Origin of the sequence: Microbacterium aoyamense (assembly GCF_023155855.1) — a bacterium.
Taxonomy (GTDB): domain Bacteria; phylum Actinomycetota; class Actinomycetes; order Actinomycetales; family Microbacteriaceae; genus Microbacterium; species Microbacterium aoyamense.
This window is the reverse complement of the sequence record NZ_JAKNUT010000009.1, coordinates 35,515-51,879: the sequence shown is the minus strand read 5'-3', so window position 1 is coordinate 51,879 and position 16,365 is coordinate 35,515. Positions and strand designations below refer to the sequence as shown.

The 16,365-nt window shown below is 69.3% G+C and carries 14 protein-coding genes; 11 read left to right on the top strand and 3 right to left on the bottom strand.

Features of this window, described 5'->3' with window-relative positions:
• Positions 1–41 precede the first annotated feature (41 nt).
• From MA876_RS18335 to MA876_RS18305, 7 genes are all read left to right on the top strand, one after another.
• Positions 42–1,715 carry an ABC transporter substrate-binding protein gene (locus MA876_RS18335; RefSeq protein ID WP_248152880.1) on the top strand — a complete coding sequence of 558 codons (1,674 nt, stop codon included), beginning with the start codon at positions 42–44 and terminating at the stop codon, positions 1,713–1,715.
• A 61-nt stretch (positions 1,716–1,776) separates the two neighbouring features.
• Positions 1,777–2,439 carry a ThuA domain-containing protein gene (locus MA876_RS18330; RefSeq protein WP_248152878.1) on the top strand — a complete coding sequence of 221 codons (663 nt, stop codon included), beginning with the start codon at positions 1,777–1,779 and terminating at the stop codon, positions 2,437–2,439.
• Positions 2,436–3,209: a sugar phosphate isomerase/epimerase family protein gene (locus MA876_RS18325; protein ID WP_248152876.1), complete on the top strand. Its 774-nt coding sequence runs from the start codon at positions 2,436–2,438 to the stop codon at positions 3,207–3,209. Before MA876_RS18330 ends, MA876_RS18325 begins: the two co-directional genes overlap by 4 nt.
• Positions 3,206–4,180, top strand: a complete 975-nt coding sequence (locus MA876_RS18320) for an NAD-dependent epimerase/dehydratase family protein (protein WP_248152875.1) — start codon at positions 3,206–3,208, stop codon at positions 4,178–4,180. Before MA876_RS18325 ends, MA876_RS18320 begins: the two co-directional genes overlap by 4 nt.
• A gap of 17 nt (positions 4,181–4,197) precedes the next feature.
• Entirely contained in the window at positions 4,198–4,959 is a 762-nt protein-coding gene (locus MA876_RS18315) for a sugar phosphate isomerase/epimerase family protein (protein WP_248152873.1), read from the top strand.
• Entirely contained in the window at positions 4,956–6,059 is a 1,104-nt protein-coding gene (locus MA876_RS18310; RefSeq protein WP_248152872.1) for a Gfo/Idh/MocA family protein, read from the top strand. The genes MA876_RS18315 and MA876_RS18310 overlap by 4 nt, the downstream gene beginning before the upstream one ends.
• Positions 6,056–7,120, top strand: coding sequence for an SIS domain-containing protein (locus MA876_RS18305; RefSeq protein ID WP_248152871.1), 1,065 nt, complete (start codon positions 6,056–6,058; stop codon positions 7,118–7,120). Before MA876_RS18310 ends, MA876_RS18305 begins: the two co-directional genes overlap by 4 nt.
• An 18-nt stretch (positions 7,121–7,138) precedes the next feature.
• On the opposite strand, the gene MA876_RS18300 is transcribed toward MA876_RS18305, so the two are convergent.
• The 3 genes from MA876_RS18300 to MA876_RS18290 all read right to left on the bottom strand — a co-directional run bounded on the left by MA876_RS18300 (position 7,139) and on the right by MA876_RS18290 (position 11,012).
• Complete coding sequence (locus MA876_RS18300) at positions 7,139–7,933, bottom strand: GntR family transcriptional regulator (RefSeq protein ID WP_248152870.1); 795 nt, start codon at positions 7,931–7,933, stop codon at positions 7,139–7,141.
• 91 nt (positions 7,934–8,024) lie between these two features.
• Entirely contained in the window at positions 8,025–9,392 is a 1,368-nt protein-coding gene (locus tag MA876_RS18295; RefSeq protein WP_248152869.1) for an NAD(P)/FAD-dependent oxidoreductase, read from the bottom strand.
• A 99-nt stretch (positions 9,393–9,491) separates the two neighbouring features.
• Positions 9,492–11,012, bottom strand: a complete 1,521-nt coding sequence (locus MA876_RS18290; protein ID WP_248152868.1) for a PucR family transcriptional regulator — start codon at positions 11,010–11,012, stop codon at positions 9,492–9,494.
• 98 nt (positions 11,013–11,110) lie between these two features.
• Between MA876_RS18290 and gabT the strand changes: the two genes are divergently transcribed.
• From gabT to MA876_RS18270, 4 genes are all read left to right on the top strand, one after another.
• Positions 11,111–12,460 carry a 4-aminobutyrate--2-oxoglutarate transaminase gene (gene gabT, locus MA876_RS18285; RefSeq protein WP_248152867.1) on the top strand — a complete coding sequence of 450 codons (1,350 nt, stop codon included), beginning with the start codon at positions 11,111–11,113 and terminating at the stop codon, positions 12,458–12,460.
• A gap of 86 nt (positions 12,461–12,546) precedes the next feature.
• A complete protein-coding gene (locus MA876_RS18280; RefSeq protein WP_248152866.1) occupies positions 12,547–13,908 on the top strand; it encodes a flavin monoamine oxidase family protein in 1,362 nt (453 codons plus the stop codon).
• Complete coding sequence (locus MA876_RS18275) at positions 13,905–14,792, top strand: universal stress protein (RefSeq protein WP_248152865.1); 888 nt, start codon at positions 13,905–13,907, stop codon at positions 14,790–14,792. Before MA876_RS18280 ends, MA876_RS18275 begins: the two co-directional genes overlap by 4 nt.
• Positions 14,789–16,345: an APC family permease gene (locus MA876_RS18270; RefSeq protein ID WP_248152864.1), complete on the top strand. Its 1,557-nt coding sequence runs from the start codon at positions 14,789–14,791 to the stop codon at positions 16,343–16,345. The genes MA876_RS18275 and MA876_RS18270 overlap by 4 nt, the downstream gene beginning before the upstream one ends.
• The last annotated feature ends 20 nt before the right edge of the window (positions 16,346–16,365 follow it).

The following is a 16,365-nucleotide window of genomic DNA, read 5'->3' as shown; positions in this document are numbered from 1 at the left end:
CCTGTCTCACCGATCACCGCACCTCCAAGAAAGGCACATCCATGCACATCAATACGCCCGGAAAGCGCTTGCTTGCGCGTACCGGCGCCGTCGCGGCAGCACTGGCGCTGGCTTCGGTCGCGCTCGTCGCCTGTTCGCCCGGCGACACCACCGAGGACGGGGTGTGGGTCAACGTCGGCAACGGCTCCGACGTGCTCACCCAGGTGTTCAACCCGTTCCTGCCCGACCCGTCGGCGCTCAACATGATCGGCGGCACGAAGGGCTCGTTCATCTACGAGCCGCTCGTGCAGATCAACTTCTCCGACATCGGCAACGACACCCCGTGGCTCGCGAAGGAGTGGGAGTGGAGCGAAGACAGCAAGACCTTCACGGTGCACCTCCAGGACGGCGTGAAGTGGTCGGACGGCGAGGCCTTCACCGCTGACGACGTCGTGTTCACGTACGAGCTGGTCAAGGCCGATCCCGCCCTCAACCGCAGCGGCCTCGACTTCGAGTCCGTGACCGCGGAAGACGACTCCACCGTCGTGTTCACGTTCGATCAGCCGTCGCGGCAGGCGTTCTTCAAGATCGTCGCGCTGCCGATCGTCTCGGAGCACGTGTGGTCGAAGGTCGAAGATCCGACCACCTACGAAGACAAGGAGCCGATCGGCACCGGAGCCTTCCTGCTGGAGGCGTTCAGCCCGCAGCTGGTGACGCTCAAGAAGAACCCCGACTACTGGCAGGCCGGAAAGCCCCAGATCGAGGGCCTCCGGTTCATCCCGTACAAGGACAACACCGCGCAGCTGGCGGCCCTCGTCCAGGGTGACATCGACTGGGCGGGCACCTACATCCCGAACGCCGAGGCCTCGTTCCTCTCGAAGAACGAGCACTTCAACTACTGGCAGCCGACGGTCGGCATCGACGGGCTCATCCCGAACCTCGAGACGTGGCCCCTGAGCGAGCTCTCGGTGCGCCAGGCGATCAGCCTCGGAGTCGACCGCGACCAGCTGGCCGCCTCGCGCGACTCGCAGGCCGCGTCGAGCGTCATCGGCCTGCCGATGCCGGCGTTCGAGTCGGTCATCTCGCCCGAGTACCAGGGGGTCAACTTCACCCAGGACCAGGAAGAGGCGTTCGCGACGCTCGAGGCCGACGGCTTCACGCGCGGCGACGACGGGATCTGGCAGAAGGACGGCAAGAAGATCGAGTTCGCGGTCAGCTTCCCGTCGGCCTACACCGACATCGCGGCGTTCGCGCAGGCACTGGTGTCGCAGCTGGCCGATCTCGGCATGACGATGACGATCAACGGCACCCAGCCGAGCGACATCAACGGTCTCACGGCGAAGGGCGACTTCCAGGCCACCCTGGGCTACCCGACCGACTCCGTGCCCGACCCGTTCTCGTACTACGACGTCATCATGAACCCGCAGTACTACGTGCCCACGGGAACGAACAACGAGACGCTCCGCAACATCGAGCGCTTCAACGATCCCGAGGCGAAGGCGCTGTTCGAGGCCTACCCGCTGGCGGCGACTGACGAGGAGCGGACGGAGATCTTCAACCAGCTCCAGACGATCTGGGTCGAGAACCTGCCGATCATCACGATGTTCTATTGGGGCTACTACGCCGACTGGAGCGATGAGAAGGTGACCGGGTTCCCGGATGCCGACAACCCGTACTCCAACGCGAACCCCAACGCGGTGACGGCGATCAACCTCGTGCCGGTCGAGTCCAAGTAATCGGCAGAGCGGGGTGGCCGCCGACGGCAGCCACCCCGCTCATCCCTCGCGAAAGGAAACCATGACCTCCCGCGCACTCGTGCTCGTGACCGGCGACGACATCCACCACGACCTCCTCTCGGCTGCCTCCGTCTTCCAGCAGCTGGGCATCGAGGCGGGATTCGCCACGCGACGCGGCATGGGCCTCAATCGCTTCGTCGAACCGCGGGCCGAGACCGCGGATGCCGACGTCTACCTCCTCTACACGGCGGGCGGACCCTTCCCCGCCGCCCAGCAGCGGGCGCTCGCCGATGCCGTGGCCGGGGGCAAGGGAATCGTCGCCGTCCACGGCGCCAACATCATGGGCATGGTCGACGGCGCACTCGACCCGGAATGGTCTGCGCACTTCGCGACCCTGGGCAACCGCTACCTCTCGCACGGGCCGGGCCATCACGAGGGCCGGCACACGATCGAGATCGTCGCCGACCACCCCATCACGCGCGGCGTGACCGATTTCGAGCTCTTCGACGAGTACTACGAGTTCGAGCTCGCCGACGACGACGTGCAGATCCTCGCACAGCGGCACCGCGCGGACGGCGTCGTCATCCCCGTGCTCTACACGCGAGAGGTCGGTGCGGGTCGCGTCGTGTACCTTGCGCTCGGGCACGACATGCGGGCGTGGGGCGAGCCGTCGTTCCGCACCCTCGCGCGCCAGTCCGTGCAGTGGGCCGGAGAAGCGCGATGACCGCACCCCTCGCCGTCATGGCGTACTCGGTGCTCGAGCCCGCACTGTGCGATCTCGAGGGCACTCTCGCCCGCGTCGCCGACCTCGGATTCCTCGGCGTCGAGACGTACGGCATCGTCGAGCACTACGGGCCGGCGCGCGTGCGCGACGCCCTCGCCGGCGCCGGGCTCGCTCTGACGAGTGCGCACACGCCGTTCCCCGCCGGGGCCGAGGCCGATCGGCTACTCGACGAGGCGGAGGCGCTCGGCGCCCAGACCCTCGTGTGGAGCATGGAGCGCGAAGAGTTCGATGACGTCGCCTCGATCGCCCGCGGGGTGGAGCGCGTCAACATCGCGGCGGAGAACGCCGCGGCGCGCGGCATGCGCATCGCCTACCACAATCACTTCGCCGAGTTCGCGCACACTGTGGACGGCGTGCAGGCGTACGACGTGCTGCTCGATCTGCTCGACCCGCGTGTCGTCGTCGAGCTCGATGCGTACTGGACGGTGATGGGCGGCGCCGAGCCCGCCGACGTGCTCCGGCGGCTCGGAGCGCGCGCGGAGTTCGTCCACATCAAAGACGGCCCGGCGGTGTCGTACGAGGACGACGTGATGGTGCCGATCGGCGAAGGCCGCATCGACTGGCCGGGCGTGCTCACGGCGGGCGCGTCGCTGCGGTGGCACATCGTCGAGCTCGAGCGCCTCGAAGGAGACGTCTTCGACGCGTTGAGGACCAGCCGCGACCATCTGGTGAACGCGGGGCTGTCGACCGCACGGGAGGAGACCCGATGAAGGTGCTGTTCTTGGGAGGCGCGGGCATGATCGGCTCGGCCGCCGCACGTGAGGCTGCCGCACGCGGCATCGAGGTGACCGCGGTCACGCGATCCGAGCCGCGCCGCTCATTGGCGCCGGGCGTGCGTCATGTCGCCGCCGACGCGCGCGACCTCGACGCGCTTCGCGCGGCCGTCGACGGCGAGCAGTATGACGCCGTCGTGAACTGGATCGGCTTCACCCCCCGTGACATCGCAGGCCACGCCGAGCTGTTCGGCGCAATCGCCCGCCAGTACGTGTTCATCAGCACCTGCTCGGTGTACGCGCGGCCCGTGCCGCTTCTCCCCATCACCGAGTCATCGCCGGTCTCGCAGCCCCATTTCGGCTACGCGCGCGACAAGATCGCGTGCGAGGTCGAACTCGAGCGCGCGTATCGGGAGGAGGGACTGCCCCTCACGATCGTCCGGCCCTTCCACACGTACGATCGCACGGTCATCCCGGTTCTGCCCGGGTGGACGGCGATCGATCGCTGGCGGTCGGGCGAGCCCGTGGTCGTCCACGGCGACGGCACATCGCTGTGGACTCTCATGCACTCGTCGGACTTCGCGCGGGCGTTCGTGCCACTCCTCGGCGAATCGCGTGCGATCGGCGAGACCGTCAACGTCGTGAGCGGCGAGGCCCTCACCTGGGATCAGATCCATCTCACCCTCGCAACGGCCGCAGGTGTGCGCGACCCGAAGCTCGTGCACCGATCGAGCGAGACGATCGGCGCCGTTTACCCGGGGTGGGCCGACGTGCTCGATCACGACTTCCGCCACACGATGCTCTTCGATACCTCCAAGCTCCAGCGGCTCGTTCCGGGATTCGCGCCGCAGATGTCATTCGCGCAGGGTGCCCGAGAGGTCATGGCTTACCACGACGCTCTGCCGGAACGCCCCGAGCGCAACGCCGAGCTCGACGCCGCTTTCACGCGGCTCGTGCAGCTGACCTGATATTCGGGGAGACAGACATGACCGCTTCGCTGGGGGTCCAGCTCTACAGCGTCAAGGACCACATCGGCCCCGACGACCTTCCGCGCACGCTCGAGCGCCTGGCAAGCATGGGATTCACCCACGCCGAGCCATACGACATCCTGAGCGACACGGACGGGCTGCGTCGAGCTGCCGCCAATGCGGGCCTGCGCCTCGAGACGGCGCACGCGCCACTCCTCGTGGCCGACCGCACCCGTGTGCTCGATGCCGCGGCGGCTCTCGGCATCCACACGCTCCTCGTGCCGTGGACCGAACCCGACGGTATCCGTGACGCGGCCGGGGTGCAGCGCCTCGCCGCGGGGATCAACGCGGCGGCCTCGTCCGCCGCCGAGGGCGGGATGCGTGTCGGGTATCACAATCACGAGTTCGAGTTCGCGCAGACGGTCGATGGGAAGCCGGTGTACGAGCGACTCGTCGAACTGCTGGAGCCCGAGGTCGTGCTCGAGCTCGACACGTTCTGGGCGAGCATCGGCGGAGCCGACGTGTTCGAGCTCATCCCGCGATTGCGTGAGCGCGTGCGGTATCTCCACGTGAAGAACGAGCCCCCCGATCCCGGAGACCCACCCTTCGCGGGCACAGACATCACTGGGCGCCTCGACGAGGTGCTGGCTGTCGCCCGGGGCATCATCGACCACCCGGTCGTCGAGATCGTGGTCGACGAGGGTGACGTGTTCCCCGTGCTCGAGCGCAATGCACGCTACTTCAGGGAACTGGACTCGACGGGGCTGGTGCCGGCATGAGTGCAGCGGTGGGCGTCGGCGTGATCGGCGCCGGAAACATCTCGGACGAGTACCTGCGAAGCCTGACGTCGTACGCCGATGTCACCGTCGTCGCAATCGCCGACCTCGACCGCGAGCGCGCCGCGGTACAGGCACAGCGGTATGGAGTGTCCCTCGCCGACACGGTCGACGATCTGCTCGCGCGGCCCGAGGTCGAGCTCGTCGTGAACCTCACGATCCCCGCCGCGCATGCCGAGGTCGGGATGGCGGCCGTGGCTGCCGGCAAGCACGTCTGGGCCGAGAAGCCGATGGCGCTCTTGCGTGCCGAGGCGCGCGCCCTCCTCGACGCCGCTCGTGCGGCCGGGGTGCTGGTCGGCAACGCGCCCGACACGATCCTGGGTGAAGCCATCCAGCACTCGCACCGGCTGCTCTCGGACGGCATGATCGGCACTCCCCAGACGGTGCTCACGCTCATGCAGGGTCCCGGGCCGGACTCGTGGCACCCGCGCCCGCAGTTCCTGTTCGCGCGAGGCGGAGGGCCGCTCTTCGACATCGGGCCCTACTATCTGACGACTCTCGTGCAGCTGCTCGGACCGATTGCCGAGGTGCACGCCGTCGGCCACCGCGAACGGGAGGAGCGCGTCGTCGCCTCCGGACCCGACGCCGGCATGCGATTTCCTGTCGAGATCTGGACGCATGTGAGCGTCCTCACGACCTTCCGCTCGGGGGTGGTTGGAACGTCGATCTACAGCTTCGACTCGCCCGTCGAGCGACAGCTGTTCGAAATCACCGGCGACCGCGGGGTGCTCGAGGTGCCCGTCTCGGGATTCGACGGGCCGACCCGTGTGCTCGCTGCCGGTGAGCGCGGAACTCCCTGGCAGGAGTTCCCGCCGCCGGGAGCTCCGCGCGTTCGGGGAGTAGGAGTGCTCGAGATGGCGCGGGCGATCCGCGACGGCGTGCAGCCGCGCGCGAGCGGTGAGCTCGCCTACCACGTCCTCGACGCGCTGCTCGCGATCGAGGAGTCGATCGAGACCGGGGCCACGCTCGCGCTGTCGAGCAAGGCGCCCGTCATCGCCCCCGTGGACGCCGATTGGGATCCCACCGCGCGGACACTGCCGTGAGCGGGATCGGCAGCGGCGGTCGGGCGAACGCAGCGCCTCCCGAGTACATCCCCTTCGCTGACGCGCGTCGTGACCAGGCCGAGCGCCTGCGCGAGCTAATCGCCGTCTTCTCTCAGCGAATCGCGCTCGGCGAGCTCGCGATTCCGGATTCCGACGACGAAGACGGGCCCGGCCCTATCCTCGTCGGGATCGGCGCGAGTCTCGCCGCCGCATGTGCGCCCGTCTGGGCGTTGCGCGAGCGCGGCATCCTCGCATGGCGACTCGGGTCGGGTGACGCGCCGCTGCCGTTCCCGCCCAGCCACCATCGGGTCATCGGCATCTCGCAGAGCGGACGCAGTTCCGAGACGCTCGCGGCGCTGCGATCGGTCGATGAGTCGCTCCGGGATGCCGTCGTCAACATGGCGTCGTCGCCGATCGCCGACCTCGTCGGCCCTCGAACGATGGCCCTCGGCAGCATTCCCGACAGTTACGCGTCGACGATCGGCTACACCGCGACCACGGCCGTGCTGGGGATGGTGGCGGATGCCTGGAACGGGCGAGGGATCGACGCGGGGTGGATCACGCTCGCCGACGAGTTCGAGGCCGTCGTCGACGGACTCACCACGTCGGTAGCCGATGCCCTGAACGCCTTCGAGGGTGCCTCTTGGGCCGATGTCATCGGGTCGGGTCCGGCGTCAGGCTCGGCTGAGGCCGGGGCGCTGCTCCTGCGGGAAGTCGCGCGCGTGCCCGCGACCGCGATGGGCACGCGTCAGTATCTGCACGGGGCGATGGAGTCCGCCGGCGGCGGTGTGCATGTCATCCTCGGCGACAGGCGAGAGCTGAGCCTCGCCGCGACCCTCCTCGATGCCGGGCATCGCGTGGTGCTCGTCACGAGCGAGGTGGTCGCTCACCGCCCGAATTTGCACGTCCTACGCGTGCCCGAGCGCCCCGCGGCGCAACGCGCGATCATCGAGGCGGGTGTGCTCCAGGGCCTTGCCGAGGGCGTGGCGAGGCGTCGAGGGATCGAGATCGAGGAGTTCGTGTTCCACAACGACGACACCAAGGTCGCGACGGGAGATTGAGCGTCCCAAACGACCTGGTCAGCGGTGGTTTCTTGATGCGGGGCGGGCGAACTGCGTCCGCAGGCGGTAGCGGTCGCCGGAGTACTGGATGATCGACCTCAGGACGGGACGCTCGTCGACGTCGACCACCAATTGGGTGAGGACGAGGATAGGCTTGCCCGGCTCGAGATCGAGATGGCCGGCGATGTCGTCGCTCGCCGACTTCGCCTCGACCGTGCTGTCGGCTCGTGCCGGGGTGACGCCGCTTACCGTGAGCAGACGGTAGAGCGAGTCGGTAGCGAAGTCGACGGAGTCGTGCCCCGGCACGAGAGCAGCCGGAATCGTGTCGCGATCGACGGCGATCGGCACACCGCCCAGCAACCGAACGCGATCGAGATGGAACAACGGCGTGCCCGGCGCCACCTGCAGTTCTTCCCCCTCATCGATTGTTGCCGCCAGCACGTCGGCGCGAAGCACCCGCGACGTCGCGGGCAGGCCCATCCGCGCGGCTGTCTCGCTGAAGGACTCGAGGCTGTTCGGCCAGTCCTTCGCGACCGGCGAACCGCTCGAGGAGGTGGGGTGCGGGCTCGCGACATACCACCCGCGCCCGTGCGACGATCGCAGCACGCCGTGGTCGACGAGGTGCGTGAGCGCCTTGCGCAGCGTCACCCGCGACATCCCCAGTTGCTGGCACAATTCGCGCTCGGGGGGAAGACGGGTGCCGGGGCGCAGCGCCCCGCTATCGATCTCGCCCGAGATCAGCTCGACAGCCTGAAGCCACAGCGGCTCTGGATAGTCGGATCGGATTCGTACATCCGCACGGCTGTCGGTCACGCACCCTGTATACCAGGTGCATACCTCGGCGTGATTCCGGCGCGGTTCGACACGAAGTGTGTCGAACCGCGAGCCGGGAAGCGGCGGGCGACTATCTGCCTGCGATGAGGTCGGCTCCCTTGGCGAAGATCGACGTGCGGTCAGCGGATCCGGATGCCTCGGCCCGATCCGCCGCGCGGTACGCGGTGTAGATCGCGTTGACGGCGAGCCACCGCAGCGGCTCGACCTCCCAGCGCTTCGCGCGGTGATCGACCCAGGGCAGACGCACGAGGTCGGTGTCGCGGCCGAGCACGAGGTCGGCGAGCGTACGGCCGGCGAGGTTCGTCGCCGTCACACCCGTGCCGACGTAGCCGCCCGCCCAGCCGAGTCCCGTCGCGCGGTCGTGGCCGACGGTGGCGGCCCAGTCGCGCGGGACGCCGAGGACGCCCGCCCACGCGTGCGCGATCGGCACGTCGGCCGCGGCGGGGAAGAAGTCGCGCAGCAGCGCCGCGAGCGAGGCGATCGTGCGCGGCTGGGTCGCCCCGTCGGTGTCGACCCGCGAGCCGTAGCGGTAGGGCACGCCCCGCCCGCCGAACGCGATGCGGTCGTCGGCCGTGCGCTGCGCGTACATGTACACGTGCGCGAAGTCACCGAGGGTCTCGCGGCCCTCCCATCCGATCGTGGCCCACGTCGACGCGGGGAGCGGGTCCGTCACGATCATCGACGAGTTCATCGGCAGCCACGTACGGTGCTCGCCGTGGAGGTCGGCGGTGAAGCCCTCCGTCGCGCGGATGACATGTGCCGCGCGCACGATGCCGCGCTCGGTGACGGCGCGACCGGGCTCGATGCGCACGACGCGGGTCTGCTCGAAGATCGGCACGCCCAGGCGCTCGACCGTCGCCGCGAGGCCCCGGGCGAGCTTCGCGGGATGCACCCGCGCACAGTGCGGATGCCAGATCCCCCCGAGCACACCGTCGATCGAGATGCGGGATGCCGCGGCCCCGGCATCCATCTCCTCCACATCGGTGTGCGGCCACGCACGCTCGTGCGCCGCGGCGACCTTCAGCCGTGCGAGCTGCGCCGGCGTCCGCGCGACCTCGAACTCGCCGCCCTTGACGATGTCGGCATCGATGCCCTCGCGGGCGGCGACCGCGATGACCTCGTCGACGGATTCGTTCAGCGCCTTCTGCTGGCGCGCACCGCCGTCGCGGCCGTATCGTTCGCGCCCGCCCGTGACCGAGTTCGTGAGCCAGCCGCCGTTGCGCCCCGAGGCGCCGAACCCGGCGAACCGCTGCTCGAGCACAGCGACCCGCAGATCGGGCTGCAGCATCTTGAGGTAGTACGCCGTCCACAGCCCCGTGTAGCCGCCGCCGACGATCGCGACGTCGACGTCGGTGTCGCCGGCCAGCGCGTCGCGCGGCTCGGGGACGCCACCGAGGTCACGCCACCACCACGACACGTCACCGTTGCGCACAGTCATGCCCCCATCCTCCCGGGTCATCCGATGCCGAGCCGTCGCAGAGTGTCGGAAGTTCGCCGCGGATTCGGCCATTCCCGACGGCTCGGTGATCACAGCTCGTCAGTCGAGGGCTCGGAACGCCGCCCACAGCTCCGCTCGCACGGCGAACGACGACAGGTCGCGACCCAGGAGGCGCTCCGCGAGCGCGAGGCGCGTGCGGACCGTGTGACGGTGCACCCCGAGGGCGCGGGCGGATGCCTCGTGGCTGCAGTCGTTGTCGAGCCAGGCCCTCAGGGTGTCGAGCAGGTGCGTGCCCTCTGCGGCATCGTGCGAACTGAGCGGCGCGAGTTCGGCGAGAGCGAGCGACCGGGCCTCGGTCGACAGCGCCGACAGCACCCCCGCGCCCGCGACCGAGGCGAAGTCGGTCACGCCCGCTCCACCGCGCTCGCGCGCCGTGCACGCCTGCTGGGCGGCTGCCGCGAAGCCGTCGTAGCCGGTCGGGTCCGAGACCCCGATCCGCGTCTCGAACCGCTCCGCGATCTCGGCGAGGATCTGACGATCGGCGGCGGACGTCACCAGCACGAGGCCGTCGTCGCCGCGCCCGAAGAAGAGGGAACCGCGTCGCTCGTCGACGCGCAGTTCCAGCAGCTCGGCGAGGGCGTCGATGCGGGATGCCGCGGCCTCCGTCACCGCGACCACGATCGGCGTTGCGGGCAGCGGGCCCCACAGATCCCGCACGATCCGACGGACGAGCGACGGCTCGTCGGTCAGGAGAGACTGCACGAGTCCGGCGCGCAGCGCCGCTCGAGCGCGCGCGAGCCCCTGCTGCTGCTCGAGAGCGAGACCGGCCATGGCGATGACGGAGGTGACGACGCCGCGGCCCTCCTGATCGAGGTCGCCCGTCGCCATCGCGATGACACCCCGCAGGTGCCCGCCGCGTCCGAGCGTCTGGAGCGAGAACGGCGTCGCGCCGATCCGGAGAGCGGATCCGGCCCGCGCTCCGCGACGCAGCACGCCGCCGACCTCGTCGTGCAGACCTTCGCCCGTGGCGGCGTCGAGCGCGCCGGACGGATGCTCGCGGACGAGCTCGCCCGCGGCGTCGAACAGCCCCACCCACGTGTCGAGCTGGCGCGCGAGCTCCGCGAGCGTCGCCCCCAGGCCGTCGGGGCGGAGGGCCGCGAGCGCAATCGCCCGCTGGGCCGCGAGAGCCCAGCTGCGTCGGGCGTACGCCTGGGCGGCGATCGCCTCGGCACCGGCGCGCGCAACGGCGATGAAGGGGGTGCGGTAGGGCACTTCGAAGAGCGGGATGCCCCCATCTCGACAAGCCGCGGCGAGTTCGGGCGGGATCCCGTCGCGCACGACCTCGGTGCCGAACCCCAGGCCGACGACGCCGCGTGCCGACAGCCGCTGCACGTACTCGAGGTACGGCACGGGCGAGTCGCCCTGGAACTGCGTCCCGGTGGTGAGCAGCACCAGCCCTTCCGAGAGGAACGGGGTCGGATCGGCGAGATCACTCGAGTGCACCCATCGCACGGCCTGATCGAGCGCGCCGGGGCTCAGCGAGGAGTCGTCGAGCCGAAGGTGCAGATCGCGCCGCGCGAGCAGCGCGCGCAGCGTGGGGGTGTCGGCCGCGGCATCCATCGTCTCTCCTCAGGCGTGTACGAGCTGTACAGCAGGGTATCCAGAATGTACGCCCAGGCGGGTGCGGCCACCTCGCCGCGAGAAATACGCTCCCGAGCATGAGCACGATCGACACCGTCACCACCCCCCTCGGCGGCCCCTCCCTTCCGCAGGAGCGCCGGCTCGTCACGAGCATCCCCGGCCCTCGCTCGCAGCAGCTGCTCGACCGCAAGGCCGCGGCCGTCGCTGCGGGGGTCGGTCACACGGCGCCGATCGAGGCGGTCGCAGCGGGCGGCGGAGTGATCCTGGATGCCGACGGCAACTCACTCATCGACCTCGGCTCCGGCATCGCCGTCACGACGCTCGGCAACGCGCACCCGAAGGTCGTCGCAGCCGTGCAGGCGCAGGTCGCGCAGTTCACGCACACGTGCTTCATGATCTCGCCGTACGAGTCCTACGTGGGCGTCGCCGAAGCCCTCAACCGTGTGACACCCGGCGACCACGTCAAGAAGAGCGCCCTGTTCAACTCCGGCGCCGAAGCCGTCGAGAACGCGATCAAGATCGCCCGTAAGTACACGAAGAAGCAGGCGGTCGTCGCGTTCGATCACGGCTACCACGGCCGCACGAACCTCACGATGGCATTGACCGCGAAGGCGATGCCGTACAAGAGCGGCTTCGGTCCCTTCGCGTCCGAGATCTACCGTGCCCCGCTGTCGTACCCGTACCGCGACGGCCTCACCGGCCCCGAGGCGGCGAAGAAGGCGATCTCGGTCATCGAGAAGCAGGTCGGCGCCGACAACCTCGCCGCCGTCATCATCGAGCCGATCCAGGGCGAGGGTGGCTTCATCGTGCCGGCGGAGGGGTTCCTGCCGGCCCTCGTCGAGTGGTGCACCGCGAACAACGTGGTGTTCATCGCCGACGAGATCCAGACCGGGTTCGCTCGCACGGGGGAGATGTTCGCGAGCGACCTGTTCGGGATCACTCCCGACCTGATCACGACGGCGAAGGGCATTGCGGGCGGCATGCCCCTCGCCGCCGTGACGGGCCGGGCCGAGATCATGGACGCTTCGCACGCGGGCGGCCTCGGCGGCACCTACGGCGGCAATCCCGTCGCGTGCGCCGCAGCGCTCGCCGCGATCGAGGCCTTCGAGACGGAGGACCTCCTGGGCCGCGCACGCGAGGTCGAGGCGATCCTCAAGAGTCGCCTCGCCGGTCTCCAGGATCCCCGCATCGGCGATGTCCGCGGCCACGGTGCGATGATCGCCGCCGAGTTCGTGGACCCTGCGACGGGAGAGCCGGATGCCGCGCTGACCGCCGCAGTTGCGAAGGCGTGCATCGCCGAGGGCGTCATCGTGCTCACGTGCGGAACGTACGGCAACGTCATCCGGTTCCTGCCGCCCCTGTCGATCCCCGACGCCCTGCTCCACGAGGGTCTGGACGTCGTGGCTGCCGCGCTCGCCGCCGCCTGATCGCCGACGCCGCGGACCGCGGCACCGACCCGCGCTCGAGATGAGCGACCGCGCACCGCGCGCAAGAGCAAGACGAAGGAGTCCACATGAGCGAGATCACCCGGGATGTCATCGTGATCGGAGCGGGGGCCGCGGGCCTCACCGCTGCGAACGACCTGAAGAAGGCCGGTCTCTCCGTCGTCGTGCTCGAAGCGCGCGACCGCGTGGGCGGGCGCCTGTGGACCGACGTCATCGACGGCGCGATGCTCGAGATCGGTGGCCAGTGGATCTCGCCCGATCAAGAAGCACTCAAGGAGACCGTCGAGGAGCTCGGTCTCGAGACGTTCAGCCGCTATCGCGAGGGCGACTCGGTGTACGTCAACGCAGACGGGCAGCTCACACGCTTCACGGGCGACATCTTCCCGACCGGGCCCGAGACCGAGGCCGAGATCGAGCGGCTGATCGAGATCCTTGACGCCCTCGTCGCCGAGATCGATCCCGACAAGCCGTGGGAGCATCCCGACGCCGAGGCGCTCGACCGCATCTCGTTCGAGGCGTGGATCGCCGAGCAGACCGACGACCAGGAGGCGCGCGACAACATCGCCCTCTTCATCGCCGGCGCGATGCTGACCAAGCCCGCGTACGCGTTCTCGGCCCTGCAGGCGCTGCTCATGGCGGCGAGCGCCGGGAGCTTCACCCACCTCGTCGATGCGGACTACATCCTCGACGAGCGCGTGGTCGGCGGCCTGCAGCAGGTGCCGCTCCTGCTCGCCGAGCGCCTCGGCGACGACGTCATCCTCGATCAGCCCGTCAACGAGGTGCACACCACCGACGACGGTGTCGCGGTCGTCACCGACAACGGCCTGACGGTGCGCGGCCGCTACGTGATCCTCGCGCACGCACCGATCCTCTACCCGTGGATCGAGTTCGACCCGCCGCTGCCGCGCCTCAAGCAGCAGCTCCATCAGCACATCTCGATGGGCTTCGTCATCAAGGTCCACGCCGTCTACGACCGCCCGTTCTGGCGGGAGCAGGGGTTGTCGGGCACCGCATTCAGCCCGTACGAGCTGTCGCACGAGGCGTACGACAACACCAACCATGGCGACGAGCGCGGGACGCTCGTGGGCTTCGTCTCGGACCGCAACGCCGACGACCTCTTCCGCGTGTCGCCCGAGGAGCGCAAGGCGCGCATCCTCGAGTCGCTGTCGCACTATTACGGCGAGGAGGCGAAGAGTCCGATCGTGTACTTCGAGAGCGACTGGGGCGCCGAGCAGTGGACGCGCGGCGCTTATGCCGCGAGCTTCGACCTCGGTGGACTCCATCGCTACGGCGCCGACCTGCGCACGCCTGTCGGACGCATCCACTTCGCCTGCAGCGACATGGCGGGTGCCGGATACCAGCACGTGGACGGCGCGATCCGCATGGGGCGGCTCGTCGCATCCCAGATCATCGAGGAGGCCCGCGCGTGAGCGGTCGGATCGTGGTGGGATACACGGCGACGGATGCCGGGGCCGACGCGGTCGCACTCGGCGCGCGTCTCGCGGCCGCCGCCGACGCGGCGATCGATCTCGTGGTCGTCCTGCCGGCGGCCGACCGGAGCGTCATCACCCCTCTCGACTCGGGATATGAGCAGTACCTGCGCGGCCAAGCGGCCGAGTGGCTGGGCGAGGCATCCGACCGCCTTCCGGCATCCGTCTCCCGCGAGACGCACGTGCGCTACGGCGAGTCGTTCGCCGAGGGGCTCCAGACGGCGGCCAAGGAGCTCGAGGCGTCGCACATCGTCGTGGGCGCGGCCAACGGCGGCCTGCGCGGCCGCCATCGCCTCGGCACGGTCGCGACCGAGCTGCTGCACTCGTCGGAGGTTCCCGTCGTGCTCGCCCCCGAAGGGTCGCGCCATGTCGACCCCGCCGTCGGGGTCACGCGCATCACCGCCGCGATCGGCACTCGTCCCGGCGCCGACGTGCTGATGGACGAGGCCATCGCGCTGGCGACCGCGACGGGCGCGGAGCTGCGTCTGCTGTCGCTCGTGAGCGTCGATCTTCCTGCGAGCGTCGACACGGGCGTCATCCGCATCGCGGGCGAGGCCCACACGGACCGCGTCCTCACGCAGGCGAAGGACGGCCTGCCCGACCACATCGATGCGGACGTCGTCTCGGCTGCCGGTGACAGCATCGAGGACGCCGTCGCGCACCTCAGCTGGGAGCCGGGCGAACTCGCGATCGTCGGCTCGAGCCGCCTCGCTCAGCCGCGGCGCCTGTTCCTCGGCTCGACCGCGGCCAAGATGCTGCACGAGCTGCCCGTACCCATGATCGTCGTGCCCCGCACGCGCGCCGCGAAGGAGGACCAGCGATGAGCGCACCCGAAGCTCCCCTCGCACCACTGTCCGATGGCGAGGCCGGGGGCCTCTCGAAGAAGGGCCTGAGTGCCGGCACGGTCGGACTCATCGGCGCCGTCGTCATCGGCATCTCGTGCATCGCACCCGCCTACACGCTGACGGCAGCCCTCGGGCCGACCGTGTCGGAGGTCGGATTCCAAGTACCGGCGATCATCCTCATCGGCTTCATCCCGATGCTGCTCGTCGCCTTCGGCTACCGCGAACTGAATCGCAAGATGCCCGACTCCGGCACATCGTTCACGTGGGCGGCGCGCGCGTTCGGCCCGTGGGTGGGCTGGATGGCCGGCTGGGGGCTCATCGCTGCGACGATCCTCGTGCTCTCGAACCTCGCCGGCATCGCGGTGGAGTTCCTCTTCCTCCTCATCGACCAGATCGCGGGGAGCCCCGGCACGATCGCGGAGCTCGCTTTCAACCCGTTCATCAATGTCGGCGTCTGTCTGCTCTTCATGCTGGGTGCGACGCTGGTGTCGTACCGCGACATGCAGACGACGCAGAAGCTCCAGTACGTGCTGGTGACCTTCCAGGTGCTCGTGCTGCTGGTCTTCTCGATCGCCGCCTTCGCGCACGTCGCCCAGGGCAACGCCTTCGACGGCTCGATGCCCGAGCTGTCGTGGTTCAACCCGTTCGCCGTGGGGTCCTTCACGGCCGTCGTCGCAGGCCTCTCCCTCTCGATCTTCATCTTCTGGGGCTGGGACGTGACCCTGACGATGAACGAGGAGACGAAGGATCCCGAGAAGACGCCCGGACGCGCCGCCACGATCACGGTCATCACGATCGTCGTGCTCTACCTGCTCATCTCGGTGTCGCTCCTCGCCTACGCCGGCACCGGCACGGAGGATCTGGGCCTCGGCAACGAGGGGATCCAGGCGAACGTGTTCTTCTACCTGTCCGGTCCGATCCTCGGTCCGCTCGCCTTCCTCGTCTCGTTGGCGGTGCTGACCAGCTCGGCCTCGTCGCTGCAGTCGACGTTCGTCGGCCCCGCACGCACTCTGCTCGCGATGGGGCACTACGGTGCTCTCCCACCCGCGTTCGCGAAGGTGTCGCCGCGGTTCTTCACCCCCGGCTACGCGACGATCGTGTCGGCCATCGTGGCATCCGTGTTCTACGCCGTCATGCGCTTCGTGAACGAGAACGTCCTGTGGGACACCATCACTACGCTCGGCATGATGATCTGCTTCTACTACGGCATCACGGCGTTCGCGTGCGTCTGGTACTTCCGCAAGCAGTGGATGGACTCGGCGCGGAGCTTCTTCTTCACGCTGCTCTTCCCGCTCGTCGGCGGCGTCATCCTGCTCGCGCTCTTCGTGATCACGCTCGTCGAGAGCCTCGATCCCGATTACGGCAGCGGCACGGAGTGGTTCGGCGTCGGCAGCGTGTTCGTGCTCGGCGTCGGCATCATCGGGCTCGGCCTCGTGATCATGGTCTGGCAGGCGATCAAGCGCCCCGCCTACTTCCGCGGCGAGACGCTCTCGCTCGATGCGCCCGAGAGCCTGCGCCGAACCCGACGCTGACAGACTGAACCCACGACCCC

Coding starts and splice junctions, on each gene's coding strand:
- MA876_RS18335 (WP_248152880.1), top strand. CDS start 42: ATGCACATCAATACGCCCGGAAAGCGCTTGCTTGCGCGTACCGGCGCC.
- MA876_RS18330 (WP_248152878.1), top strand. CDS start 1,777: ATGACCTCCCGCGCACTCGTGCTCGTGACCGGCGACGACATCCACCAC.
- MA876_RS18325 (WP_248152876.1), top strand. CDS start 2,436: ATGACCGCACCCCTCGCCGTCATGGCGTACTCGGTGCTCGAGCCCGCA.
- MA876_RS18320 (WP_248152875.1), top strand. CDS start 3,206: ATGAAGGTGCTGTTCTTGGGAGGCGCGGGCATGATCGGCTCGGCCGCC.
- MA876_RS18315 (WP_248152873.1), top strand. CDS start 4,198: ATGACCGCTTCGCTGGGGGTCCAGCTCTACAGCGTCAAGGACCACATC.
- MA876_RS18310 (WP_248152872.1), top strand. CDS start 4,956: ATGAGTGCAGCGGTGGGCGTCGGCGTGATCGGCGCCGGAAACATCTCG.
- MA876_RS18295 (WP_248152869.1), bottom strand. CDS start 9,392: ATGACTGTGCGCAACGGTGACGTGTCGTGGTGGTGGCGTGACCTCGGT.
- MA876_RS18290 (WP_248152868.1), bottom strand. CDS start 11,012: ATGGATGCCGCGGCCGACACCCCCACGCTGCGCGCGCTGCTCGCGCGG.
- gabT (WP_248152867.1), top strand. CDS start 11,111: ATGAGCACGATCGACACCGTCACCACCCCCCTCGGCGGCCCCTCCCTT.
- MA876_RS18280 (WP_248152866.1), top strand. CDS start 12,547: ATGAGCGAGATCACCCGGGATGTCATCGTGATCGGAGCGGGGGCCGCG.
- MA876_RS18270 (WP_248152864.1), top strand. CDS start 14,789: ATGAGCGCACCCGAAGCTCCCCTCGCACCACTGTCCGATGGCGAGGCC.